Genomic DNA, 24,560 nt, shown 5'->3' on the forward strand with positions numbered 1-24,560 from the left:
GCGGCCCGCGGCCGCCTGAACCCGAAGTTCCCGCCCGCCCGCAGTCCCCGAGAGTCCGCAGTCCTCGTCGGCCCGCGGCCGCCTGAACCCGCGGTCCCCGTCCGCCCGCAAACCCCATTGGCCCGCGCCCAGCTGGGTCCGCAGGCACCGTGGATTCACAGCGCAGCGTCGGTCACTCGTTTGGGTGTGGGGGTTTTCCACAGGCGGCCGGTGGTCCACAGCGCTCAGCGGGCTCGGCCCGGCGGAGGCAGTCTGGGTCCCGCGGCGATCGCGACGCACGGAAGGCGTGCGGCCGACGCCGTGGACGCTGCCGTGCGGGACGGGCCCGTACGCGTATCCGCCGGGCGCGAGCGACCGGGCGGGGAGGGGTTCATGATGAACGAGACGATGGTGTGCGTGGTGGGCAACGTGGCGACGCAGCCGGTGTACCGGGAGCCGGCGGCAGGCCCGTCGGCGCGGTTCCGGCTTGCGGTCACCTCGCGCTACTGGGACCGCGAGAAGAGCACCTGGGCCGACGGACACACCAACTTCTTCACGGTGTGGGCCAACCGCCAGCTCGCGGTCAACGCGGCGGCCTCGCTGAACGTGGGCGAGCCGGTCGTCGTACAGGGCCGGCTGAAGGTGCGCACGGAAGTGCGCGAGGGGCAGCAGAGCCGGGTCTCCGCCGACATCGACGCGGTGGCGATCGGCCATGACCTGGCCCGCGGTACGTCGGCCTTCCGGCGGGCCGGCAAACCGGAGCCGGCGGCGCCGCAGCGGCCGGAGCCCAACTGGGAGACGCCCCCGGAGGATTCCGCCCCGCCCGCTCAACCACCCTCGGAGACAGCCGCCGTGACATGACGTCGCCCACGGCGAGGGACGCGGCCCGCCCGCGTCGCCCACGGCCCCCCGAGGCAACCGCACCTGGTCGCCGAACAGCTCCCGCCACCGGGTGGATTTGTCGATATGCCCTGCTCGCAGCGGGTCCTGGCGATAACGATTCCGAGTCGGATCAGCCGTCCGGCCATCTGACCGGCCAGCCGGGTTGTGACTGATCTCTAGGATGCCGGGCGTAGCCCCCGGGGCTGTTGATTCTGCCGGTGGGACCGCCCACCCCCACGTCAACGGGTCCTGCTCGAAAGGGAATTCTGTGCTTGCTGCGTTCTCTCGGTTCTGTGGCACCTCCACGCCCGCGCGTCGGCGAGGCCCGTCACGGCTCGCCGCCGCGACGCTGGTGACGGGGCTCGTGGCGGCCGGCGTGCTGTCGGGCGCCGGGGTGGCCGCCGCCGGCGAGGAGGCACAGGGCCAGGGCGGGGCGACCGCGATGCTGGGCGGCCTGAAGACGTACGGAGAGGCCGTCATCCACGGGGACGACGGCGACCTGAAGGTGGCGGCGGGCCTGTTCGAGATGTCCGTCGAGGGCGGCGGCATGCTGCAGACGTACTGCATCGACATGCACAACCCCACCCAGAAGGACGCCAAGTACGAGGAGACGCCCTGGAGCGGCACCTCGCTGGGCACCAACAAGGAAGCCGGCAAGATCCGTTGGATCCTGCAGAACTCCTACCCGCAGGTGAACGACCTCGCGGCACTGGCGAAGCGGGCGGGCGTCGGCGGCCTCACCGAGCAGGACGCCGCGGCCGGCACCCAGGTGGCCATCTGGCGCTACTCGGACGGCGCGGACGTCGACGCCGTCGGCGCGCGGGCCGAGAAGCTCGCCGACTACCTGGAGAAGAGCGCCCGTGACATGGCGGAGCCACGGGCCTCGCTGACCCTGGACCCGCCCGCGGTCTCCGGCCACCCGGGCATGCGGCTCGGCCCGGTGACGGTGCGCACCAACGCGCGGGGCGTCACCGTCGTCCCGCCGGCGGACGCCACCACCAGCGGCGTCCGGATCGTCGACGAGAAGGGCAAGGCCGTCACGTCGGCGAAGAACGGCAGCAGACTGTACTTCGACGTCCCGAAGGACACCGCCGCGGCCACCGGCGGTGCGACCTCACCCGCGCCGGGCGGCGCGAGCGGGACCGCCGCGCTCACCGTCCAGGCTTCGACCACGGTGCCCGTGGGCCGCGCCTTCGCCTCCGAGAGCCGCAGCCAGACCCAGATCCTGGCCGGCTCCAGCGAGTCCACGGTCTCCGCGACCGCGAGCGCGACCTGGGCGGAGAAGGGTCCGATACCCGCGCTGTCGGCCCGCAAGAACTGCGCCGCCGGCGGTGTGGACATCAGCGCCGCCAACACCGGCGACAAGCCCTTCACCTTCGAGCTGATGGGAGACGAGCACACCATCCCGGCGGGCACCTCGCGCACGGTGACCATCCCGCTCCAGGAGGACCAGCCCTACGACTTCACGATCACCGGGCCGAACGGTTTCTCGCAGCGCTTCACCGGCGTCCTCGACTGCAAGACCCAGGGCAGCGAGGCCGGCACATCGACCCAGACCCTGGCCGAGCCCAGCCCGGCCACGGTGGGCGGCACCCCCGGAGGCACCACGAACCTGGCCGCGACCGGCGGCTACAGTGCGACCCCGGTGATCACGGGCGTGGCCATCGGCCTGGTGGTGATCGGCGGCGCGGTCCTGGTCGTGCTCCGCAGGAGGGAATCACCGACGGCCGACTGACCACCACGGCCCGAGCCCGCCCCGCACCCGGCAGCACCGCACCTTGAAAATTCCACAGAGAGTGACCGGGACAACCACCGCGGCCGCGGTCACGGCCGAAGTCGCGGAGCCGGCTGGCGCGCAAGGCACTGACCGAACTGGCCGGTACCTGGCAGCAGCCGTTGCCCACCCCCGGGATCCACGGTGGCTCCCGACAACTGCCCGCTTAAGGTGATCAGGCCAACGTGGTTGAGGCCCGGCCTCGTAGCCAGAGGCCCGGATGATCCGGCCGACGGCGACCGGCAGTGACAGTCGCGCCACCGCCGCCACCAGCGAACCCCCAGGTCAGAGCCCCCCGACCAAACGGGTTTCCGCCCAAGGGTGGCCGTACGGCAAGATGGGCTGTATCTGCCCACTGCCAGATTTCAAGCTGCCGGACGGTTTCTCTTGGCTGAGTTCATTTACACCATGCGCAAGGCGCGCAAAGCGCACGGCGACAAGGTGATCCTCGACGACGTCACCCTGAACTTCCTGCCGGGTGCCAAGATCGGCGTCGTCGGCCCGAACGGTGCCGGTAAGTCGACCGTGCTGAAGATCATGGCGGGACTGGAGCAGCCGTCCAACGGCGACGCGTTCCTCTCGCCCGGCTACACCGTGGGCATCCTGCTCCAGGAGCCCCCGCTGGACGAGAGCAAGACGGTCCTGGAGAACGTCCAGGACGGTGTCGCCGAGATCAAGGGCAAGCTCGACCGGTTCAACGAGATCGCCGAGCTGATGGCGACCGACTACTCGGACGCGCTGCTGGAGGAGATGGGCAAGCTCCAGGAAGAGCTGGACCACGCCAACGCCTGGGACCTCGACGCCCAGCTGGAGCAGGCCATGGACGCCCTGGGCTGCCCGCCCGGGGACTGGCCCGTCACCAACCTCTCCGGTGGTGAGAAGCGCCGCGTCGCGCTCTGCAAGCTCCTCCTGGAGGCCCCCGACCTGCTCCTGCTCGACGAGCCCACCAACCACCTCGACGCCGAGTCGGTGAACTGGCTGGAGCAGCACCTGGCCAAGTACGACGGGACCGTCGTGGCCGTCACCCACGACCGGTACTTCCTCGACAACGTCGCCGGCTGGATCTGCGAGGTCGACCGCGGCCGGCTGCACGGCTACGAGGGCAACTACTCCAAGTACCTGGAGACCAAGGCCGCCCGCCTCAAGGTCGAGGGCCAGAAGGACGCCAAGCGGCAGAAGCGCCTCAAGGACGAACTGGAGTGGGTGCGCTCCAACGCCAAGGGCCGGCAGGCCAAGTCCAAGGCGCGTCTGGCCCGCTACGAGGAGATGGCCGCCGAGGCCGAGAAGATGCGGAAGCTGGACTTCGAGGAGATCCAGATCCCGCCGGGCCCCCGCCTGGGCAACGTGGTCGTCGAGGTCAGCGACCTCAACAAGGGCTTCGGTGACAAGGTCCTGATCGACGGCCTGTCCTTCACTCTCCCGCGCAACGGCATCGTCGGCGTCATCGGCCCCAACGGTGCAGGCAAGACCACCCTGTTCAAGATGATCCAGGGGCTGGAGACGCCGGACGCCGGTGACATCAAGGTCGGCGAAACCGTCAAGATCTCCTACGTCGACCAGGGCCGCGCCAACATCGACCCGAAGAAGTCGCTGTGGGAGGTCGTGTCCGACGGGCTCGACTACATCAACGTCGGTCAGGTCGAGATGCCGTCCCGCGCCTATGTCTCCGCGTTCGGCTTCAAGGGCCCGGACCAGCAGAAGCCGGCCGGTGTCCTCTCCGGCGGCGAGCGCAACCGGCTCAACCTGGCGCTGACCCTCAAGCAGGGCGGCAACCTGCTGCTCCTCGACGAGCCCACCAACGACCTCGATGTGGAGACCCTCTCCAGCCTGGAGAACGCCCTGCTGGAGTTCCCGGGCTGCGCCGTCGTCGTCTCCCACGACCGCTGGTTCCTGGACCGTGTCGCCACGCACATCCTCGCCTACGAGGGCGAGTCGAAGTGGTTCTGGTTCGAGGGCAACTTCGAGTCGTACGAGAAGAACAAGATCGAACGGCTCGGCCCGGACGCCGCGCGTCCGCACCGCGCCACCTACAAGAAGCTGACCCGGGGCTGACCTTGCGGCACATCTACCGCTGCCCGCTGCGCTGGGCGGACATGGACGCGTACGGCCACGTCAACAACGTGGTCTTCCTCCGCTACCTGGAAGAAGCCCGTATCGACTTCCTGTTCCGCCCGGACAAGGATTTCCAGCAGGGGTCCGTGGTGGCGCGCCATGAGATCGACTACAAGCGGCAGCTCGTCCACCGGCACGAGCCCGTGGACGTCGAGCTGTGGGTCACGGAGACCAGGGCGGCGTCCTTCACCCTGGCCTACGAGGTGAAGGACGGCGACCAGATCTACGTCCGTGCCTCGACGGTGATCGTGCCGTACGACTTCGAGGCACAGCGCCCGCGCCGGATCACCGCCGAGGAACGGGAGTTCCTGCGGGAGTACATGGACGACAATGCCGCCGACACCGCCGCCGAGGACGACGGCAAGGACAAGGGCGAGAACGAGGAGGAGGCCGTCGCCGCATGACGGTGCTCCACCTGGCCGACGAGGGGGAGGCGGCGGATCTCGCGGCCTTCCTGTCCCGGCTGCTCCACTACGACCGTGGCGCCGCGGTGCGGCTGCAGGCGGCGGGGACGGCCCTCGCGGTGTTCGGCCGTCCGCCGTCCTTCGAGGTGCTGGCGATCCGCACGGTGCGGCTGGCCAAGCCCTACGAGAACGGCCTCGAGGTCACCCTCGATGTGACCGTGTCCGCCGGTGAGCTGCTGGAGTCCGTGGACGAGTCGGCGGTCACCGCCGCCGTCCCCGCGGCGGTGACCGGACCCCCGTGGGCGGGGGTGCTGCCGCCGCGCGGCGGCTGGCGCCCGGAGCCGGGTCTGCCGGCGCCGGACGCGCTGCGCACGCTGGTCGCCGCGGCCGTCGCCGAGTTCCGTGCCCGTTCGGGGGAGCTGGCGCCACAGCGGCGGACACGGGCGGAGCTGGACCGGATCGGGCGGGACATCTGGTCCCGTACGGTCGCCGGGACCCCGCTTCCGATACGGGCCGTGCACGCGGCGCAGTCCCTCGGTTTCCTGCGGCGCCGGGGTGCCGTGGACGCCGGGCTGTTCTCGTCCGGGCCCTGGCTCAGGCTGCGGACGCCGTACGGGTCGGTCGCCGTGCGGCAGGCGGGCCTGGGAGCGCTGGACGTCAGCGTGCGCTGACCTCTCCGGCGACGTCCGTTGCGGTACGACGGCGTCCTGAAGGGGCGCGGGGAACTACGCGACCAGCCACGACGGTGCCGCGGACGACCGACGGCACAGCGCGGTGCTTCCGGCGCGGCGGTCAGCGGTCCTGGCTGTCGTCGGGCCATACGCCGATGTGGTCCGGTTCCAGTTCCAGGGCGACCCGGTCGCGCATGCCTAGGGCCTCGGTGTACTCGGCGGGGAGCTGGAGACGGCCGGCGCGGTCCAGCATGGCGTACTCGCGGGCGACCACCGTCTCATGGCCCGTGGTCGCGTCGATCTCGCTGCGGCGCAGGACCTCCGTGGAGGTGCGGCCGTCCCGGATGGCGACCGTGCGCCGGACCTCGTCGGCCACCGCCTGGTCGTGCGTGACGATGACGATGGTGGTGCCCAGCCGTTCGTTCGCGGTGCGGAAGGCGTCGAAGACCTGCGCGGCGGTGTGGGAGTCGAGTTCGCCGGTGGGTTCGTCGGCCAGCAGGACCGCGGGTGAGTTGGCGAGCGCCACCGCGATGGCGACGCGTTGCTGCTGGCCGCCGGACATCTGCTGCGGACGGCGGTCGCGGCAGTCGGCGACCTCCAGCAACTCCAGCAGTTCCAGGGCGCGTTCCGCGCGGGCGCGGCGGTGCGGGCGGGTGCCGGACAGGCTCAGCGGGAGGGCGACGTTCTGGGCGGCGGTCAGATAGGGCAGCAGATTGCGGGAGGTCTGCTGCCAGACGAAGCCGACGACGTCGCGACGGTAGGCGAGCCGGTCCTTGGCGGTCATGGTGAGCAGGTCGCGGCCGGCGACCCGGGCCGCTCCCGCGGTGGGGGTGTCCAGGCCGGCGAGGATGTTCATGAGCGTGGACTTGCCGCTGCCCGAGGCGCCGACCAGGGCCATCAGCTCCCCCTCGCGGACCAGCAGGTCGAGGCCCTGGAGCGCCTGGACCTCGACGCCGTCCGTGGAGAAGATCCGGACGAGCCGGTCGCAGGTGATCAGGGCGTCGTGGCCGTAGGCCGGGCGGTTGCGGGCCTCGGTGACCCGGTCCGCCAGCTCGGTGAGGGTGGGATTGGTGGTCATCGCGTCTCCCGCACGGTTGACAGGCTGGCTCGGCTCATCGTGCATCTCCCGCCCTCAGTTCCCGCACCGACCCGCGTCTTCCGGTCCACCACGCCTGCACGGCGGCCACCCCGACCGCCGTGACCAGCACGATGAGCGCGGGCACGGTCAGCGCCAGCGGGTCCGTGTACAGCTCGGTCCTGCCGGCCGATGAGCCGGCCGAGGGGAGGGCGACGGCGGTCAGGTCGATACCGGGGGACAGCAGCCGGATCGCCGCCCAGCCGGTCAGCGCGCCGCCGGCCGCGGCGAGCAGGGCCTGGGGCAGGGATTCCAGGACGAGCAGGCGGCGGGCCTGCGCCCGGGTCAGGCCCATGGTGCGCAGGCGTGCGAGGAGCGCGGCGCGTTCCGGGGCGGCGCGCAGCAGGGCGAGGAGCAGGGCCAGTACGGCATAGCCGGCGCCGGCCGCCACCGCCGCCGTGTAGACGTGCTCGGCACCGGCCTGCAGAGGCGGGTCGGCGTATTGTGCCCGCTCCTGTGCGCGCACCCGCACGCCCGCCGTGGGGCCCGCCGTCCGGGTCAGTGCCCCCGCGTCCACGTGGTAGCCCGTCACCAGCAGGGCCGTCGGGCGGGCCGCGGCGGCGCTGAGCCCGGCGCGGTCCACCACGAGGAAGCCGTCGCCGGTCACGGCCGGGGTACGGTCGCGGACGACGGTGATCCGGACGGAGACGGTGCTGCCGTCCTCCAGCCGTACCGGGAAGGGGCGGCGGGTGCCGTACGCCTTCGCGACGGACGGCGAGGCCAGGGCGGGCAGCGGCTCGCCGGCCGCGGGACGCTTGAGCCGGTCGGCCTCGAAGGCGCCGAGACCGGTGTGGGCCGCCAGCGCCCCGTATCCGGCCGGATCCACTCCCGCCAGCGGTATCGGGGTCTGGTCGTCGTGCGGTTTGGCCTGGTAGCCGATGCTCGCTTCGGTGACCGCGCGCACTCCGGACAGGTCGCGCACCCGGTCGGCGAGGCCCGACGGCAGCGGGCCCTCGGACTCCACGCGGGCGTCGGCGCCGACGGCCAGCAGGGCGACCCGGTCGCGGGCCTCGTTCACGCCCGCCAGCACGGAGCCGCCGAACGCCGCCGTGGTGAGCGCGGTCAGCAGCGCCAGCAGGGGCAGCACCGCCGAGGCCGAGGTGCGGCCCGCGCGGGCCAGGGACAGGAAGCCCACCGCGCCGCGCAGCCGTCCGGCCGGGCGGGCCAGTCGGCGCAGCAGGAACGGCAGGAGCCGGACCAGCACCAGCGCCGCGATCACCCCCACCAGCACCGGTGCGACCGACACCAGCTGATCGCCGGAGGGGCCGTCCGCCGACGAACCCGACGTGCCCCGCCTGCGCAGCGACTCCACCGCCGCCGCGGCCAGCACGAGCAGCGTCAGCTCCGCGACCGTGCGCCTCCGGGACGGGCGCGCCGTCACCATGTCCTCGCGTGGTCCGGCGACTCGTACGGAGCGGTGGGCGAGCGCGGCGCGCACCGGAAGCGCGGCGCAGGCGATGACGGTGACCGCAAGGGCGGCGGCGACCGCGTACGAGGTACGGCCCTCGGGGACCACGAGGAGCGCGGCGGCCAGGCCGAGCGCACCGGCCGGTACGGCGACGGCCGCCGTCTCCGCGCACAGCCGCCCGGCGAGGCCGGTCAGGGAGGCGCCGCGGGCGCGCAGCAGGGCGGCTTCGGCGCGGCGCCGGTCGGCGGCGAGCGCGCCCGCCATGAGCAGGACGACGGCGGCGACCGTCGCGGTGCCGAAGGCGGCGACGGCGACCAGTGGCGCGGTGCCCGCGCGCAGCTGGGAGAAGGAGATCAGGACGCCGTCGAGGCCGGTGGTCACGCTCGTGCCGGGGCCGGTGAGGGCGCGCGCGTCCTGTAGGCCGGGGCCCGACTCCAGGGTGGCGACGGCGGACTTCAGACGGCCGAGGTCGCCGGCGTGGAGGCGGTGCGGGTCGGGGGCCAGGTACCAGTAGCACAGCGGGTCCCCGTCGGTGCCCAGGAGGGCGGGGGCGGCTTCGGGGGCCAGCAGCAGCGCGCCGAGCCAGTACCAGGAGCGGTCGGGGCCACCGGTGGGCAGGGCCACCAGGCTCGGGGTGCGCAGCAGAGGGCGGGTCGACCAGTACCCCCCGGCGGCCTCGCGCGGGGTGACGATGCCGGTGACCCGGACGGCGAGCGGGGCCCGGCCCACGGCCGGCACATGGATGACCGAACCCACCTTGATGTGCAGGCTCTTGGCCGTGGCGGCGGTGACGGCGGCCTCCACCACGGGGGTCGTCGCGCCCACCGTGCCGGACGTGCGCGGCAGGCGGCCCTCGCGCACCGTCGCATGGCCGGCCAGGCCGCTCTGCGCGACCAGGGCGACCCGGGCGGGCACGCCGCTCGGGCGGGGAATCCAGGGGTCGGGCACTTCCAGGTTCTTGTTCAGGGTCACGCCGTACGCGGACTGGGCGCGGTCGAGGGGCAGCGCTTCGGGGACGGTGTCGAGCAGCTTCTCGTACCGGTCTCGCAGGGCGCCGGGCAGCAGGGGCGCGGCCAGTTCCTCGGGGGACGGCGCGCCGGCGATCTGGGGCGCGGTGATCTGCACGCTGGTGCTCTCCGGACGGGCCTGCTGGAAGGAGCGCCGCAGCCCCGCGTCCTCGTACCGGTCGACCGCGCGCGGGAAGGCGGCGGCCAGGCACGCGGTCAGCGCGACCAGCAGGGCCAGCGCGAGCGCGGCGAGCGGTGCGGCCCGCAACCGGGTGCGCACCCAGGGAGCGACAACAGCCGCACCGTGCTCGGAGTTGTGTTCGGAGCGCATCTCATTCACCTCCCTGGTCGCGCAGCGAGGTCGCCGGGTCCGCGCGGCGCAGGGCCAGCGCGACCGTGACGAGCAGCGGCGTCGCGGCGACCGCGGCGAGCAGCAGGGCCACGCGTCCCGGGGGCAGTTCGACCAGCAGGGTCGGCACCGGCCGGGTGGCCTCGGCGGTCAGGACGATCAGCGGGAGGACGGCCCGGGTCAGTACGGTGCCCAGGGCGACCCCCACCACCAGGGCCAGGGCCACCAGGACGCTCTGTTCGGCGGCGATCGTCCGGGCCAGTTGCCGGCGCGGGGCGCCCAGGGCGCGCAGCACCGCGAACTCGGCTCCCCGCTCCCGCAGCGACCCGGCCGCGCTCACCGCGAAGCCGACCGCGGCCAGCGCGGCGGCCACCACGGCCGCCGCCGCGAAGGCGGCCTCCGGCCCCGCACCGAACGGATCGTCCCGCAGCTCGGCGGCGATCTCGTCGCGCACCACGACCTGTCCCGGGTCGACGTCCGGCATCGCCCGCACCGCGGCGGCCACCGAGGCCGCGTCGCCCGGCGCGGTCCGCAACCACCACTCGGTGGGCGTGACGCTCTCGCCGTACCGCGCCTGCAACGCCCGGTTCACGGACCGCAGATCGAGCAGCAGGGCGCCGCCGTCGCGCTCGGCGGAATCCGTCGGGTCGGCCGTGGTGGGCAGTGCCCGCACCGACCGTGCGATCCGCACCGGCAGGCTCTGCCCGGCGAACGTCACCTGCACCCGCTGCCCCTCGCGGGCGCCCGCCGACTTCAGGAAGCGGTCGGTCGCCAGCGCCGTGACCTCGGGCGCCGTGGGCTGCGTCACCTGGAGCCGGATCGTCACGGTGGCGATCGACCAGCGGGTCTGGTCGGGGGTGTAGCCGGTGCCGTAGTCGACGGTCAGCGGCTGGGTGCCGGTCACCCGCGGGTGGAGCGGGAGGGTCGCCGCGTTGGTGGAGGAGGTGGCTCCGATGTTCACCGAGGCGGTCCAGTCGGCCGACAGGGACACCGGCCGCGTCCGCCCGTCGCCGCCGACGGCGGTCAGTCCGGACACGGTCAGCCGGTGCCGTTCGGCTTGTGCGGGCTGGGCCATGTCGAGCTGGAGCCCGGTGAGGGTGACCGGGCCGGGCGCGGCGTCGAGTCCGAGGGTCAGGGTGTGCGGGTGGCCGTCGGCGGGCAGCCGGCCGAACGGCAGCCGGTAGGGAACGCCGTACTGGTCCACGAGGGTGGCTGTCACATCCATCGTGGTCCGAGAGCCGGGGGAGCCGGCCACGGTCGCCCGCAGGCGCAGCCCGGTGGTGTCCGCGGGGATGCGGGCTCCGGCCGGGGAGCCCTCGGGTGTCAGCCCGGACAGCAGCGGCCGGACCGGCTCGTCGGCCAGGTCGTCGCGCATCAGGACGGTGCCGGCCGCGTGCGCCGTGTCCAGGGCGAGTACGGTCGCGGTCCGGTCGCCGGACATCGGCTGCTCGGTGCGTACGGCGGGGGCGGCCTCGCGTACGCGGGGCAGGTGCGCGTAGGTCTCGGTGCGGCCGAGCCCGCCGTCACCGGCGCCCAGCACCCGCACCGGCACACCGGCCCGGAAGTCGGCCTGGTCGTCCTGCGAGCGGTTCCAGGAGGCGCCCTGCCCGATCGCCAGCATGCCCAGCGCGATGGCGAGGACCAGCAGCAGCACCGGGCCCGCGCCGCGCATCGGGCGGCGGCTGAGCTGCCAGCCCGCCAGCGCCGCAGGCAGCCCCCGCCCGGCCGCCGCCCGGCGTTCCGCGAGCCGGGCCACCGGCGGCAGCAGCCGCAGGGTCAGCACCGTGCCGGCCAGCAGCGCCAGGGCGGGCGCCGCGACCAGCAGCGGGTCGATGCCGAGGCCGCCGGACGCGTCGGTGCCGACGGCACCGGAGGTGTGCCGGCTCAGCTGCCAGTACGCCACCCCGGCCACCACCAGCAGGCCGACGTCCGCGCCGGCCCGCACCGGTCCTGGCAGCGCGCCGCGGCGGACGCGGGCCCAGCCCCGGCCGGCGGGCTCCGCGCCGGTCCTGGCGCCGTCGCCGCCGTCCGTCAGCGCGGGCACCGTCACCGCCAGCGCGCAGCCCAGCGCCACGCAGCACGCCACCAGCCACACGCCGGCCCGGCCGCCCGCGGGCGCGTCCAGGTGCAGCCCGATCCTGGCCAGCGCGCCCTGCCCGGCGAGCAGCCCGGTGAGCGGGCCCGCCAGCAGCGGCGCGCAGAGCGCCGCGGGCACCGCGAGCAGCAGGGCCTCCGCGGCGGCGAGGCCGGCGAGTCGGAGGCGTGAGCCGCCGCGCGAGCGCAGCAGCCGGGTCTCGCCCGCGCGTTCGGCGCTCAGCAGCCGGGCCACGAGCAACAGCGCGTAACCGGCGAGCAGCACCAGTTGGAGGGCGACGATCAGCAGGGTGGACCGGGAGACGAGCAGGGAGCGGTCGATGCGGTCCAGGGTGTCCGGGAGCGAGGTGGTCGAGGACGTCACCCCGCTCAGCCCGTGCGGTCCGCGCAGCGCCGCGCTGCCCGCCCGCGCCGCCGTGCGCAGCGCGTCGATCCGGTCCGTCGTCAGCGAGCCGAAGTCGGCCGTGGCCTGCCAGGCGGACGGGCCGGCGCTCACCGCCGGGCCGTCGAGGACGGCGGGATCGGCGAGCAGCGGTCCGTACGTGGTGAAGGCGGACGTCCTGACACCGCGGCCGAGCAGGTCGTCCAGCCGCCAGTAGGGGGCGGTGGCCGTCGCGGGCCGGTACAGCCCGGTGACGCGGACGTGCGCCGGCGGGCCGCCGAGCCGGTCGGTGAGGGTGAGCCGGTCGCCGGCGTGCAGATCGAGCAGCCGGGCGGAGGACTGGGGCAGCGCCACCTCGATCTCGCCGGAGGCCGGCCGTGGCAGCCGCCCGGAGACCAGACGGACCTGGGTGCGGTCGAGCGCCGCGAGGTAGGTCAGGTCCGGGTCGCCGGCGCGGTCGGCGGGGGCCTGTACGGAGCGGGGCAGGGCGTACGGTCCCGAGCGCACCAGCGTCCGTACCGTGACCGGCAGCCCGTCGAAGGTCTTCTCGGCCGCCTTCCGTACGGTCGCGTCGGCGGCGGTGCGCCGGTCCGCGGGCACGTCGGCCTTGACGATCAGCGTGGTGTCCGTGGCGGTGCGCGGGTCGTCAAGGGCGTGGCGCAGGGCGGCGTCGCCTATCGCACCGGAGTAGGCGGTGAGGGTCGCCAGCACGGCCGTGGTGAGCAGCACGGTGAGCAGAGCGGCGGCGAGCAGCAGGCGGTGCGCCCGTGCACGCAGAACGACGAACCCCGTCACCCGGCCCCCGTGTAGTCCGTTTCTCAAGAACAACTCCGGCGATGCTGTCAGAGGAGGGCCACTCGGGTAAGCGGTTGTGAGCAGGGCTTGACCGGATTGTGATCGGATTTCGGTGTCGACTGCCCGGAATCCGCGCGTCAGTGTTTCCCTGTCGGCGGGCGGGGGCGGGGTACACGGACGGGCCGGATCGCCCGTCCGGACCCCTCCGGATCGCGCCGCGGGGACGGCCGCGTGAAGATCGGTTCACGGAGATGAGACGCGGATCGGCTCGCGTGGACTGGCCGGCTTGGTCGGCCCACGCGGGTCGCTCCGCTATGGTTCGGCCCCTGTTGTGGTTCGGCCTTACCTGTGATGGTGCCCTGTGGCTGGACTCACGTCGTTCGGCTCGTGCCCGGCTGTCTGGTGCGGGACCGTTGTGGCTGGTCGCGCCGTTCCTCGCGCCCCTTTGGGGTGTGATGCGTTGGTCGTCGGGTGCGGGCCGTTGTGGCTGGTCGCGCAGTTCCCCGCGCCCCTTTGGGGCGTCAGTCTGGGGCGTTGATCATGGAGGCTGCCGCGTAGGTCAGGTAGTTCCACAGCGTGCGCTCGTGGTCCTCGGAGAGGCCAAGGTCGTCGACGGCCGCCCGCATGTGCTTCAGCCAGGCGTCGTGCGCCGCCCGGTCCACGGTGAAGGGGGCGTGCCGCATGCGCAGCCGGGGGTGGCCGCGGTTCTGGCTGTAGGTGGTCGGGCCGCCCCAGTACTGGATGAGGAAGAGGGTCAGCCGATCCTCGGCGGGGCCCAGGTCCTCCTCCGGGTACATCGGCCGCAGAAGCGGGTCCTCGGCGACACCCTCGTAGAAGCGGTGCACCAGCCGGCGGAAGGTCTCCTCCCCGCCGACCTGCTCGTAGAAGGTCTGCTCCTGAAGCGTGCCGCGCCGAATCTCATTCACGCCCCCATGGTCTCAGACGCCGTGACCGAGGACTCCGGTCCTAAGACCTCGCCTCCCGCGGCCCCGCGCCGCACAGTGGACATATGGGCGCACACACTCGGGTGGGGTGACCGGGACATCGCCGAGCCGGCCGGTTCGGCGCTGGCGGACCTGGTGCGCGAGATCGACGCGAGCGGCGCCTGGGCCGAGGACCCGGTGTGGCGGGAGGCGTTCGCGGCGGTGCCCCGGCACGTGTTCGTGCCGTACTACTACGTCGGTGTCCGCGGCGGCTACGAGCGCCGGTGGGGCGGCGGCCCGGACCCCCGGGACCGGGAGCGCTGGCTGCGCGGTGCCTACGAGGACGTTCCGCTCGCCACGCGGGTGCGCGACGGGCAGCTGATCTCCTCCAGCAGCCAGCCCTCGCTGATGGCGACGATGCTCGTCGCCCTGCGGGTCGAGTCCGGCCACCGGGTCCTGGAGGTCGGCACGGGTTCCGGGTACAACGCGGCGCTGCTCGCGCACCGGCTCGGCGACGACGACCTGGTCACCACCATCGACCTGGAACCGGAGATCACCGAGTCGGCCCGGCGGCATCTGGCCGCCGTCGGGCACCGTCCGGTGGTGGTGACCGGCGACGGCGCGCGCGGTGTTCCCGCCCGCGCCCCCTTCGACCGGATCATCGCGACCTGCGCGCTGTCCTCGATCCCGCGTGCCTGGCTCGCCCAGTGTCGTCCGGGCGGGCGGATCCTGACGCCGTTCGCGGGCGGCCTGATCGCGTTGGCCGTGCGCGACGCCCGGCATGCCGAGGGGCACTTCCTGGCCACGCCCGCCTATTTCGTGCCGTTGCGCGGAACGGGCGGGCCCGAGCCGGCACCGGTGCCCCTGAGCGGGGTCCCGCACCTGGCCCGCGACGACGAGCTGTTCCGGTTCCTGCTGGCGCTCGGCCGCGGCAGCCTCGATCCCGAGGAGGCGTACGCGATGTGGCGGCGCGAGGGCATGCCGGGCCGTGAGCGGTACGGCGTCACGGTCAGCGGCGACCGCGCCTGGGCCTGGCTGGACGACCCGGCGGGGCCCTACGTCTGGCCCCTGCCGGGCTGACCGGCCCCACGGCCCACGGCCCGGCGCTCCCGCCGGACCGTCAACTCCGCAAGGCCGGGTCGTCGACCCCGCCCGGCGGGGCCGTCAGCCTCGCCGGATGGTGATGGTCGTCCAGGCGCCCACATGCACCCGGTCGCCGTCCTGCAACGGCACCGGCACGAAGGGCTGGATCGGGTCCTCGGAGCCGTTGACCGTGGTGCCGTTCGTCGAGTTCTGGTCGACCACCGCCCAGTTGCCGTCCGGCTGCTGCACCAGGACCGCGTGCTGGTGCGAGACGCCCGGGTCCTCCGGCGGCACCGACAGGTCGATGTCGGGGGTGTCGCCGGTGGAGTGGCGGCGGCGGCCGATGGTGATCTGGTTGCCCGCGAGGGTGCGCTGCTGCTCGGGCGAGTACGCGGGCAGGTTCAGGCCCGCGGCCTCGGGGCCCGAGCGCTGCATCATCGCCATGAAGTAGTCGCGGTCGGGGCCGATGGTCGCCGTCCAGGTCGCCGGCTGCCGCGGCGCCTGCGGGAAGCCGGGCGGCGCCTGCGGGGAGCCGGGCTGCGGGTAGCCGTAGCCGCCGCCCTGACCGCCGGCGCCCGGTCCGGGCGGGGCCGGGGGCCCGGGCGGGCCGGAGGACGACGGCGGGGAGATCACCCAGTCGTCCCCGCCGCCGAAGGAGGGCCCGCCGGCCGGCGGGCGGCCGGTCTCCTGCGGGAAGGCGGGCGGCGCGGGCTGCTGGAATGCCTGCGGTGCGGCGGTGGCGCCGGGAGCGGCGGGCGGGGTCGGGCCGGGCGGCGGCGGCACCGGCCGCGCGGGGTCGGCGCCGAAACCCGGTGCACCGGGCGGCGGGGGCGGTCCGGGAGGGCCGCCGAAGCCCGCGGGGCCGCCGGCACCCTGGCCGGGGCCGAATCCCCCCGGAGCGCCGGGACCGGGGCCGCCGGGACCGGGGCCGCCGGGACCCGGGGCGCCCCGCTCGCCGCCGAACGGCGTCGGTCCTGACGGCTCGCCGCCGAACGGCGGGCCCGGCGGGATCGGTTCGGCCGGCCGGTTCATCTGGGACGGGCGCGAGCCCTGGTACTCGTACGAGTCGCCGGCGCCGTAGGACTGCCCGGGCGGCTGGAAGCGGGGGGCCGGCGCGGGCGGGCGCGGGGCGGCCGGGGTGTACGAGGTGGCCGTGTTGGTGAGGAAGTTCCACCGGCACTCCTCGCAGAACGGCGCACCGCCCTCGCGCGGCGTGCGGCACTGCGGGCACAGTTCCGGCTCCGGGTCCGGCACGGCGGCCAGATGCGGGCGTCCGGGAGCGCCCGGCGCGGACGGCGGGAACCCGTAGCCGCCGGCCGGGGGCGGCGGGGGCGGCGGAGGCACGGCACCGGCCATGCGGTGACCGCAGACCTCGCACCAGTCGTCGGAACCCGACTGGTGTCCGTTCGGGCAGGTCGGCATGTCGGCACGTCCCCCTCTCTGTCAGGGTCTTCTCTTCAGGGTCTTCCTGAGGTCCTGTTACGTCACTTCTTTACACGAACAGTCTTTGTGGACCGTGTTTCGAGGGTCATCTCGTCGGCCTCCTCGACCCTCGCCTTCAGTCGCACAGTACCCGTCGCGGCATCGACCACGTCCACTACCTTCGCAAGCAGTTTCGCAGTATCCGCGTTCCCGGAGGCGCTGGCCAGTTGAACCGCCCTGCCCAGTTTGGCCGTTGCGCCATCCATATCGCCCGCTTTGCGTAGATCGAGCCCCTGTTGGATGACTTGTGCCAGCTCCGCTTGACCGGTGTAGTGGGCGACCTGAGGGTTGATCGAGGTGGACGCGGCCATGTCGTCGGTCCACACCGCCCGTACCAGTCCCTGGCTGCCCAAGTTCAGGGCGCCGCCACCGTGTTGGGGGATGACCAGGGAGACCCGGGCGGCCAGCATCTCCTGGCCGACGGCGGCGGCCGGCACCTCGACGCAGAGGTGGTAGTCACGGGACTCGTCGCCCCAGGAACCGGTGGGATAGTCCCCGGCGCGCGGGCCCGCCTCGGTACGGCGGTCGGTCAACTCCTCGACCGTCGGAGCGACTTGCTTGACGAACCGGATGGTCGTGCCGACCGGGGTCCACACTCTGAGGGCGACGTCCGCGACCTCCTTGCCCATCGCCGTCTCCATCATCCGCGTGAAGTCGGCGGCCAGGCCCGACGGATCGGCGACGATGTCGGCGCTGCCGAGCAGCGCCGAGGCGATCGATGTGACTTCTTTCACTTCCCAGTCGGTGCCCACGCCCCGCGCGTCACAGGTGAAGCGCCCGGCACACGCGTCCAGCGCGGCCGTGAGGTCCTGCGGCGACTCGTGTTCGTTGCGGCCGTCGGTGAGCACGATGCCGTGCCGGATGGCGACGTCCACCGAGGACAGCAGGCGGTCGGCGAGCCGCAGCCAGGTGCCGATGGCCGTGCCGCCGCCCGCGCTCAGCCTGCGCAGCGCCTGCTTGGCCTGCTCGCGGGTGGTGGCGTCGGCGACGGCGAGCCGGCCGCCGCCCGGGTAGACCTCTTTCGCGACGTGCGTGCCGCCGATCACCGCGAAGTGCACGCCGTCGCGCAGGGTGTCGATCGCGGCGGCCGTGGCATCGCGGGCGTTGCGCATCTTGGTCGGCGGGTAGTCCATCGAGCCCGAGCAGTCGACCATCAGGGCCACCGCGGCGGACGGCCCCTGCCCGGGCGAGTACAGATGGGGAGCCGTGACCGCGCTCCCGACGGTGCCTCCGCCGGTCGCGGTCACGGTCACGATCGCGTTGACCTCACGGCCGCCCTCGGGCAGGTACTCGTTCTGGTACACGTCCACCGAGAACTGCGGCACGTTCGACTTCGAGAAATTGGCCATGCCTACTCTGATCCCCCTCTGAACCCACGGTGCGCGTGGGCGGCGACTCGACTGCGGACCGTCCCCACGGTCCGCCGGGGCCTCCCCGTCCGCGGCCCCCTCAGGCCGATCCTGCCCCCTGCGGCAGGGCGGGGAACGGCACGACGGCCACTGTTACGTTGTCGTGGCCCCCACCGTCCAGGGCGTGACCTACCAGCACCCGGGCGCTGTGCAGGGGGCGCACGGCGGCGTCCAGGGGCACCGCCTCGGCCATCTCCTCGGCCGTCTCCGCGTAGTTCCACAGGCCGTCCGTGCACACCACCACGACGCCCGGCCGGTCCGGTTTGAAGGACGCGGTGTGCGGCTCCAGTTCGTAGGCGTCCGCGCCGAGCCAGCCGGTGATCGCGTGGGCGCGTTCGTCGGCGTACGCCTCCGCCTCGGTCATCAGGCCGGCCGCGACCATCTGCGCGGCCCACGAGTCGTCCTCGGTGAGCCGGGCCGAGGGCGCGCCACGGTCCACCGGCACCCAGTAGGCGCGGCTGTCGCCGACCCAGCCGACCACCAGCAGCCCGGAGGTCACCACCGCGCCGACGATCGTGCAGGCCGGGGCGTTCTGGTGCGGGGCGTGCTCGCGGGCGCCGGCGGGCTCGTCCGCCAGCGCGTTGACGGCCTGTGAGGCCGCGACGATCGCCTCGTGCATCGCCTGCTGCGGATGCGTGCCCCGCGGCAGGGCGGACAGCAGCGCCTCGCCGGCCGCCTGCGCGGCGGCCAGCGACGCCTCGTCGGGGCGGGTCGCCGAGGAGACGCCGTCGCAGACGACGGCGAGCGCCGCGGGCGAGCCGTCGGGCAGCGCGGTGTGGCCGACGGTGAAGGCGTCCTCGTTGCGGTGGTGCCGCAGTCCGCGGTCGCTGACCGCGGCGATGGGGCCCGACTCCCGTTCCATGTGGTCGCGTTCGCGTGGCTGGGCGTGCCCGCAGTTCTCGCAGTAGCCGTCGTCGTCGACCCGGCCCGCACGGCAGGCCACGCACACCTGTGCGGCCTCCGCGGGCGTGGCGGGCTCGGCGGCCACCCGCGGATCCGGCGCCTGCAGCCGGTACTCCTCGGGCTCCTGCGGCCGGTACTCCTCGGGCGTCTGCTGCCGGTGCTCCTCGGGTGTCTGCTGCCGGTGCTCCTCGGTCTCCTGCGGCCGGTCGAACCGCACCCCCGGAGCGGGGGGACCTGCGGCGGGCGCGGGCAGTGGGGAGCCGCCCGAGTCGGTGCCCGGCAGATCGGTCGGCAGATGGACCGCCGCGGGCGTGCCGGAGCCGTCCGTGCCGGGGGCGACGGGCCAGCCCGTGCCGTCCGGGGCGGACCGGCCCGAGGCGTCCATGGTGAGCGTCGGGGGGTCCTGCGGCAGGGCGGGCACCACCGAAAGGTCGTACCCGCACGCACCGCAGAACCGGTCACCCGGCTCAACCGGCTCCGCGCAGTTCGGGCACTTCGGCAGCGCGGCCCGCTGGGGCATGTGCGACATCAACTACACCCACGTCCGAGGGCGGTAACGGTTGGCCCGTTCCACCAGGTCGATCCTCTCCTCGCCGCCGGGCGCGAGCCGGGCCAGCGTGCGGTACGAGCGCTCCAGGCCGAAGCGCAGGCCCCGTTCGTCCAGGTCGTTGCCGAGCAGCACCCGCCCGCCGGCGGCGGGCCCGGCGGAAGCCCGGCCCCCGGAGAGTATCCAGTCCAGCGCGCAGCCGAGTACTTCCGCCGACAACTGCTCGCGGCGCGCCGGGTCCAGACCGTACGCGTCCAGCGCCTCCACCTGGCCCGCGGCGGCGGTCAGGTCCTCCAGGAGGGGTACGTCACCGGCGCTCGCCGTGCGCTGCCGCAGCCGAGCGCGTACGGCCGCCACGCGCGCCGCCGTGTAGTGGATGGACGACTCCGGCACCGACTCCAGGGTGCGCACCGCACCGGCGCGGTCCACGGCCGCGAGCTGGACGCGGGCCAGGCCGAAAGCGGCGCTCACATAGCTCGGATCGGTCGACCACACCAGGCGGTAGTACTCGGCGGCGTTGTCCAGCTGGCCCAGCACCTCCGCGCACAGGCCGAGCGCGAGCTTCGGCGCGGCCTCGCCCGGGAAGGCGTCGTAGACCGCGTCGAAGGCCAGTGCGGCGCCTTCGAAGTCGCCGGTGACCAGCGCGGTCACACCGTGGTACCAGACCACCCGCCAGTCGTCGGGCCGTTCGCCCGCCAGCTCACCCAGTGCGGTCAGCGCCGCCGTGAAGTCGCCGTTCTCCAGCCGGGCGCGTACCTGGCGCAGCCGGGTCTCCACGGTCTGCTGCGGCGCCGCGGCCAGCGCGGTGATCAGCTCGCCCGGCGCGGAGGCCAGCAGGCCCGCCAGGAAGCCGGCGTTGGGGTCGGCCGGGTCGACGTGCGGCACGGGCAGGGCGAGGGCGGCGGCCGGGGTGGCGATGGGGCGCACGATGCCGGACACGGCGCCCGGGACACCGGTGGCGACCGAGACCGCTTGACCGGCCTCCGGGGCAGTACCGACGGCGCCCGGGGCAGCACCAAGGGCGTCCGGGGCCGCCCCGAGGGCGGTCGAGGCGGTGCCGAGAGCTGCTGCTGCGGTGCCGAGGGAGTGCGGGGTCCCTGCGGAGGACGGGAGGGGCGCCCCGGGGACGCCGCCGGACGGGGCGCCCGCCGCGGACCTGCGGCCCCGCCGCCCGGCCGGCACCGCCCGCGCCCCGAGCCGCGACACATCCCCCATCAGCCGCGGGAACAACTCCGTGTCCGTGACCTTCAGTTCGAGCCCGAACAGCGTCGAAAGCGCGGGCCGCGCCCGGCCCGTCTGGAGGGACACCACCTCGCGCAGCACGCCCGTCAGCTGCTCGGCCATCTCCTGCGCGGAGGCGAACCGGCGGGCCGGGTCCGGGTCGGTGGCGCGCACCAGCAGCCGGTAGAAGGACTCGTACCGCCGGAAGACGTCGATGGTGTCGGGGTCCGGCAGGGAGTCCCTGAAGACGTTCGTGTAGCCCTGGAAGTCGAAGGTCAGCACGGCCAGCGTACGGCCGACCGTGTACAGGTCGGAGGCGACCGAGGGGCCGACCTCCGCGACCTCCGGCGCCTGGTAGCCGACCGTGCCGTAGATGGCCGACTCGTCGTCGTCCATCCGGCGCACCGCGCCCATGTCTATCAGCTTGAGCTGGTCCTCGGTCTGGATCGCGTTGTCGACCTTGAAGTCGCAGTACAGCAGGTTGCGGCTGTGCAGGTGGTCGAGCGCCTCCAGGGCCTCGATGCCGTAGGCGCACGCCTGCTCCACCGGCAGCGGATCGCGTCTGCCCTCCGGGGTGCGGCGGGCGTTGGCGATCTCCTTGAGCGACTTGCCGCCGACGTACTCCATGACGATGTAGCCGTCGAGGGAGCCGGTGCGCTGGTCCAGGTGCTCCACGAAGTTGTAGATCCGCACGATGTTGGCGTGCTCGATCTCCGCGAGGAAGCGCCGCTCGGAGATCGCCGCCTCCATCGCGTCCTGGTCGCCCGTGTCGAGCAGGCCCTTGAGGACCACCCAGCGGTCGGAGACCGCGCGGTCCACCGCCAGATAGATCCAGCCCAGACCGCCGTGCGCCAGACAGCCCACGACCTCGTACTGGCCGTGCACGACGTCACCCGTGCGCAGCTTGGGCACGAACGAGTACGGGTGCCCGCACTTGGTGCAGAAGCCCTCCGTGCGGCCCGGACGGTCGCCGCGGGCCCGCCCCACCGGCGCCCCGCAGTCCGAACGCGAGCAGAACCGCTTGCGCTCGGGCACCTGCGGATCGTCCAGCACCATCGCCCACGGATCGGGCCGCGGCACCTGCGGCACCGTCACCAGACCCGCGCCCAGCCGGCCGCGCCCGGACGACGCGGCGGAGGAGCCGGAGCTGCGCACCGACACCGAACGGCCCGTCGACCGGCCCGACAGGGCGCGCGAGAGCCGTCCCGACACCGAGCGCCGCGACTTCGACGACTGCGACGACGTACGCGAACTGCGGCCGCCGGCGCCGGAACCGGCGCTGCCCGAGGAGCCCGAGCCGCGGCCACCGGCGGTGATCCCGGTGGGCGGCGAGCCGACCATCCCGGTCGCCGACACGACCGGCGCGAGCCCACAGGTGTCGCAGTACAGCTCGCCGCCGCCCACGTCCTCGTAGCTGCCCTCGCAGGACGGCCGCTGGCACGTCTGTCCCGGCTGACTCATGGCTGGCCGTTCCCCCTCCGGTCCCGCGGACCGCCCTGCTCGGGCACCCGCGCCGCGGCGAGCTGTTCGGCGGCGGCCCGCTGGTAGCGCAGCACCGCCTCCTCGGCGACGCGCAGATCGCACGGCGCGCTCCACAGCATGCGCCGTGCCGCGTCGTACCGCTCGACCAGCAGCGGGTCCTCGGCCAGCCCGTGCCGGGCGACCTTCGCCTTGTACGCGTCGAGCCGGCCGCGCAGTTCCGCGCGGACCGCGAGCGGCGCGGTGACCGCGGTGAGCGAGTCGCGGGCGCGCAGCAGTTCGTCCTCCGCCTTCTGTTCCAGCGACTCGAGCAGTGGGGACAGCCGGTGCCACTGGGCCTGCCTGCGGTACTCGGCGGCCGTCGCCAGCTGCTCCTGGAGCACGGTCGGCGGCCCGCTGACCACCGGCACCTCCGTCGCCGCGATCTTCGCCAGGACCTCGCCGCGCGCGGTGCGCGCCTCGGCGAGCGTGCGGTCCGCGCGGGACAGCACGTCCCGCAGCTTGATCAGCCGGGCCTCCGCGTCCTGGCGCACCGTCAGCACGGCGTCGATCTCGCGGCGCACGTCCTCCAGGGCGCGCGCCTCCCGGTCGTACACCGTGGTGTCCGGCCGGCCGCCGCCCGGCGCCGAACTGCCCTGCGTGGGAACCCAGAAGGCCAGCGGGTCGGAGATGACCTCCTCGCGCAGCCGGGTCAGCGTGCGGGTGATCCGCTCCAGGTCGTCGCCCGCCGGGTGCTCGCCGGGGCGCACGCCCACCGAGTGCGCCAGCTTGCGGGTGCGCTGCAGTTCCGCGGCCAGCAGGTCGATCCGGGCGGGCAGCGCCGACCAGACCGCGTCGGCGGCGACCACCATGTCCAGCGAGGACGCGTACAGCTCGTTCATCCGGTCCACCAGGCCGGCCAGGCTGAAGCTCTGGCTGAGCCGGCCGGGGCCGGTCAGGGCCGGCGCGTTCGCGGTCGCCGTGGCGCTGCCCGCGACCGTGACGGACTCGCCCCGCAGCAGCTCGGTCAGCTCCGCCAGGTCCTCGCGGCTGGACCAGCGGCGCCGGGCGCGGATCTCCCGGGCGGTGCGCAGGGCGGCCGTGTACGCGTCGAAATAGGCCCACAGCAGGGTGATCGACGCCTCCGCGGCCGACCAGCGTTCCCTGGTCGTGCCGGTCAGCTCGGCGCCTTCGAGGAGTCTGCGGCCCGCGTGGTCCTGGAGGGCGAGGAGCGAGGTCTCGATCGCCTCGTGCTCCGCGCCGAGCCGCGCCAGCGCACGGTCCACCTCGTCCCGGTCCATCACCGGCCCGGCGGGGTCCGTGACGCCCATCGATCACCTCTCGCTGCTGTGTGGTCCTGGTCTCTGCCGGAAGTGTTCGGTCGTTCGAAGTAGTCGGTCGTTCGCGGTTGTTCGGTCTTTCGGTCGTTCGGGGCCGTTCAGGGGCGTCCGGTCGAAGGTCTGCCCAAAGACCGGCCGGCCGATGCCCGGTCAGCTGTCACGCAGATACTGCGCCGCGGGCGGCTTCGACGCCGCCGCGTCCTTCCCCAGTGTCGCCGACAGCCACTCGTCGTACGACCTCTGCCAGCCGTCCGCCCGGTAGTCCACCAGGATCCGGTTGACCCGGCGTACCAGATCGTCGGCGTCCTTCTTCATCGCCACGCCGTAGTACTCGGTGGTGAACGCGGCGCCCTTCAGTTCGACCGTGGGGTCCTGGGCGGCCTGGCTCGCGGCGAGCGCGCCGTCGGTGACCACGGCGTCCACCTGGCCGAGCTGGAGCCGCACCAGGCAGTCCAGTTGGTTGGGCACGGTGACGGAGATGTCCGCGGAGGCCGGCAGCCGGCCGTTCTGCCGGTCCTGAGCCAGCTTGGCGTACGCCGTCGAACCGGTCGCCGTGCAGATCCACCGGTGTGCCAGCGAGTCGTCGTACCCGGTGATCGACGACGACTTGGGCGCCAGCACCTGCTGGCCGGTCTTGAAGTACGGGGCGGAGAAGGCCACTTCGGACAGCCGGTCGCAGGCGATGGTCATCGTGCGCACCACCATGTCGACCCGGCCGTCCTCGATGGCCGGGATGCGCTGGTTGGTCGGGATGGCCTTGAACTGGACGGCGTCCCGGTCGCCGAGTATGTCCTCGGCGATCCGGTGCGCCAGGTCGATGTCGAAGCCCTCCAGCTCCGCGCCCTCGGTGTTCGGGTTGCGGTAGCCCCACCGGTAGCTGTTCTGGTCGACGCCGACGATCAGCTTCCGCTTGGCGCCCTCGCGGGCCTTGATGGCGTCGATGGTGGGACCGTCCGCGTCCGACGGGGGCAGCGTCTGCTTCTCCGGGTCCTTGCAGTCCTCGGCCCGCGCCTGGCTGCCGGCGGCCACGTGCCCTGCGCCGGGGCGTCGCGCGTCGTCCGGGGCGTCGGCCGACTGGGTCAGCGGCAGCAGCAGGACGGACGCCAGCGCCAGGGCGCAGCCGGCCGCCATCGCGCCGACCCCGCCCCAGCCCCGCAGCGAGGCCCGGCGACCGCGCTCCACGCGTGCGTTCATCCTCACGC

General features: G+C 73.9%; 16 protein-coding genes. 6 read left to right on the forward strand and 10 right to left on the reverse strand.

The genetic code is table 11. The annotated features are described in order from the left end of the window. Positions 1-375 precede the first annotated feature (375 nt). The 5 genes from ACIRFL_RS19985 (at position 376) to ACIRFL_RS20005 (ending at position 5,822) form a co-directional block, all read left to right on the forward strand. Entirely contained in the window at positions 376-840 is a 465-nt protein-coding gene (locus ACIRFL_RS19985) for a single-stranded DNA-binding protein (RefSeq protein ID WP_404030116.1), read from the forward strand. A 289-nt stretch (positions 841-1,129) separates the two neighbouring features. Then, on the forward strand, positions 1,130-2,596 hold the full coding sequence (locus ACIRFL_RS19990; protein ID WP_404030038.1) for a Cys-Gln thioester bond-forming surface protein: 1,467 nt from the start codon (positions 1,130-1,132) through the stop codon (positions 2,594-2,596). Positions 2,597-3,022: 426 nt separating this feature from the next. Next, complete coding sequence (ettA, locus tag ACIRFL_RS19995) at positions 3,023-4,687, forward strand: energy-dependent translational throttle protein EttA (protein WP_404030040.1); 1,665 nt, start codon at positions 3,023-3,025, stop codon at positions 4,685-4,687. A 2-nt stretch (positions 4,688-4,689) separates the two neighbouring features. Then, positions 4,690-5,151, forward strand: a complete 462-nt coding sequence (locus ACIRFL_RS20000; protein WP_404030042.1) for an acyl-CoA thioesterase — start codon at positions 4,690-4,692, stop codon at positions 5,149-5,151. Beyond that, positions 5,148-5,822, forward strand: a complete 675-nt coding sequence (locus ACIRFL_RS20005; RefSeq protein WP_404030043.1) for a hypothetical protein — start codon at positions 5,148-5,150, stop codon at positions 5,820-5,822. The genes ACIRFL_RS20000 and ACIRFL_RS20005 overlap by 4 nt, the downstream gene beginning before the upstream one ends. A 121-nt stretch (positions 5,823-5,943) precedes the next feature. Here the strand turns inward: ACIRFL_RS20005 and ACIRFL_RS20010 are convergent, their stop codons facing one another. The 4 genes from ACIRFL_RS20010 to ACIRFL_RS20025 form a co-directional block, all read right to left on the reverse strand. Then, positions 5,944-6,900: an ABC transporter ATP-binding protein gene (locus ACIRFL_RS20010; RefSeq protein WP_404030044.1), complete on the reverse strand. Its 957-nt coding sequence runs from the start codon at positions 6,898-6,900 to the stop codon at positions 5,944-5,946. A 34-nt stretch (positions 6,901-6,934) separates the two neighbouring features. Next, positions 6,935-9,703, reverse strand: a complete 2,769-nt coding sequence (locus tag ACIRFL_RS20015) for an FtsX-like permease family protein (RefSeq protein ID WP_404030046.1) — start codon at positions 9,701-9,703, stop codon at positions 6,935-6,937. Between the two features lies 1 nt (position 9,704). Beyond that, entirely contained in the window at positions 9,705-12,992 is a 3,288-nt protein-coding gene (locus ACIRFL_RS20020; protein WP_404030048.1) for an FtsX-like permease family protein, read from the reverse strand. 521 nt (positions 12,993-13,513) lie between these two features. Further along, positions 13,514-13,918, reverse strand: a complete 405-nt coding sequence (locus ACIRFL_RS20025; protein WP_404030050.1) for a globin — start codon at positions 13,916-13,918, stop codon at positions 13,514-13,516. A 6-nt stretch (positions 13,919-13,924) separates the two neighbouring features. On the opposite strand from ACIRFL_RS20025, the gene ACIRFL_RS20030 reads away from it, so the two are divergent. Next, positions 13,925-14,995 (forward strand): methyltransferase domain-containing protein, encoded by a 1,071-nt coding sequence (locus tag ACIRFL_RS20030; protein WP_404030052.1) that lies wholly within the window; start codon positions 13,925-13,927, stop codon positions 14,993-14,995. A gap of 84 nt (positions 14,996-15,079) precedes the next feature. Here the strand turns inward: ACIRFL_RS20030 and ACIRFL_RS20035 are convergent, their stop codons facing one another. The 6 genes from ACIRFL_RS20035 to ACIRFL_RS20060 all read right to left on the reverse strand — a co-directional run bounded on the left by ACIRFL_RS20035 (position 15,080) and on the right by ACIRFL_RS20060 (position 24,552). After that, a complete protein-coding gene (locus ACIRFL_RS20035; RefSeq protein ID WP_404030054.1) occupies positions 15,080-16,420 on the reverse strand; it encodes an FHA domain-containing protein in 1,341 nt (446 codons plus the stop codon). A gap of 62 nt (positions 16,421-16,482) precedes the next feature. Further along, positions 16,483-17,829 (reverse strand): VWA domain-containing protein, encoded by a 1,347-nt coding sequence (locus ACIRFL_RS20040; RefSeq protein WP_404030056.1) that lies wholly within the window; start codon positions 17,827-17,829, stop codon positions 16,483-16,485. Between the two features lie 100 nt (positions 17,830-17,929). After that, positions 17,930-19,321 carry a PP2C family serine/threonine-protein phosphatase gene (locus tag ACIRFL_RS20045; RefSeq protein ID WP_404030058.1) on the reverse strand — a complete coding sequence of 464 codons (1,392 nt, stop codon included), beginning with the start codon at positions 19,319-19,321 and terminating at the stop codon, positions 17,930-17,932. A 3-nt stretch (positions 19,322-19,324) separates the two neighbouring features. Next, complete coding sequence (locus tag ACIRFL_RS20050) at positions 19,325-22,021, reverse strand: tetratricopeptide repeat protein (protein ID WP_404030060.1); 2,697 nt, start codon at positions 22,019-22,021, stop codon at positions 19,325-19,327. Continuing rightward, the gene (locus tag ACIRFL_RS20055) at positions 22,018-23,349 is read right to left on the reverse strand and encodes a hypothetical protein (RefSeq protein ID WP_404030062.1); all 1,332 of its coding nucleotides are present in this window, start codon (positions 23,347-23,349) and stop codon (positions 22,018-22,020) included. The genes ACIRFL_RS20050 and ACIRFL_RS20055 overlap by 4 nt, the downstream gene beginning before the upstream one ends. 159 nt (positions 23,350-23,508) lie before the next feature. Further along, complete coding sequence (locus ACIRFL_RS20060) at positions 23,509-24,552, reverse strand: glutamate ABC transporter substrate-binding protein (protein ID WP_404030063.1); 1,044 nt, start codon at positions 24,550-24,552, stop codon at positions 23,509-23,511. Positions 24,553-24,560 lie beyond the last annotated feature (8 nt).

This window comes from Streptomyces sp. NPDC102462 (assembly GCF_044765425.1).
Lineage (GTDB): Bacteria > Actinomycetota > Actinomycetes > Streptomycetales > Streptomycetaceae > Streptomyces.